Source organism: Vibrio sp. 1641 (assembly GCF_033339995.1).
Taxonomy (GTDB): Bacteria; Pseudomonadota; Gammaproteobacteria; order Enterobacterales; family Vibrionaceae; genus Vibrio; species Vibrio alginolyticus.
Window position 1 is genome coordinate 1 of record NZ_JAWOVP010000321.1, and the last position, 601, is coordinate 601.

Consider the following 601-nt stretch of genomic DNA (forward strand, 5'->3'; position numbering starts at 1 on the left):
CATCATATTCTTCGTTTCAGGTGTTTCTGGTACGTGCAGCGAAATAACATCACATTTGTTTAGCAGCTCGCTCATCGTGTGGATTTGCGTTGCGTTGCCAAGTGATAGTTTGTTTTCGATATCGTAGTAGTACACGCGCATACCTAAGTTTTCAGCAATAATGCCCAGCTGAGTACCGATATGGCCGTAACCAATGATGCCAAGGCGTTTACCACGCGCTTCGTAAGAGTTGTCTGCGCTCTTCTTCCAAATACCACGGTGTGCCAAGGCGTTCTTTTCAGGAATCCCACGAAGGAGCAGAAGAATCTGACCAAGCACGAGCTCAGCTACACTTCGCGTATTTGAAAACGGTGCATTGAATACAGGAATGCCACGTTTTGCCGCCGCACCAAGATCGACTTGGTTAGTTCCGATACAAAAACAGTCAATCGCAACCAGTTTGTTTGCCGCATTGATCACTTCCTCGGATAGATTCGTTCGGGAGCGGATACCGATGAAGTGCGTATCTTTAACTGCTTCAATCAGTTCTTCCTCTGAAAGCGAACCTTTGTGATATTCAATGTTGGTGTAACCAGCTGCTTGAAGAACTTCAACTGAAGAA

General features: G+C 45.9%; 1 protein-coding gene. It reads right to left on the bottom strand.

Going from position 1 to position 601, the window contains the following annotated elements; genetic code table 11:
• Positions 1-601: NAD(P)-dependent oxidoreductase (locus R7Z47_RS25760; RefSeq protein WP_318130882.1), on the bottom strand; the 601-nt coding region annotated here is incomplete at both ends.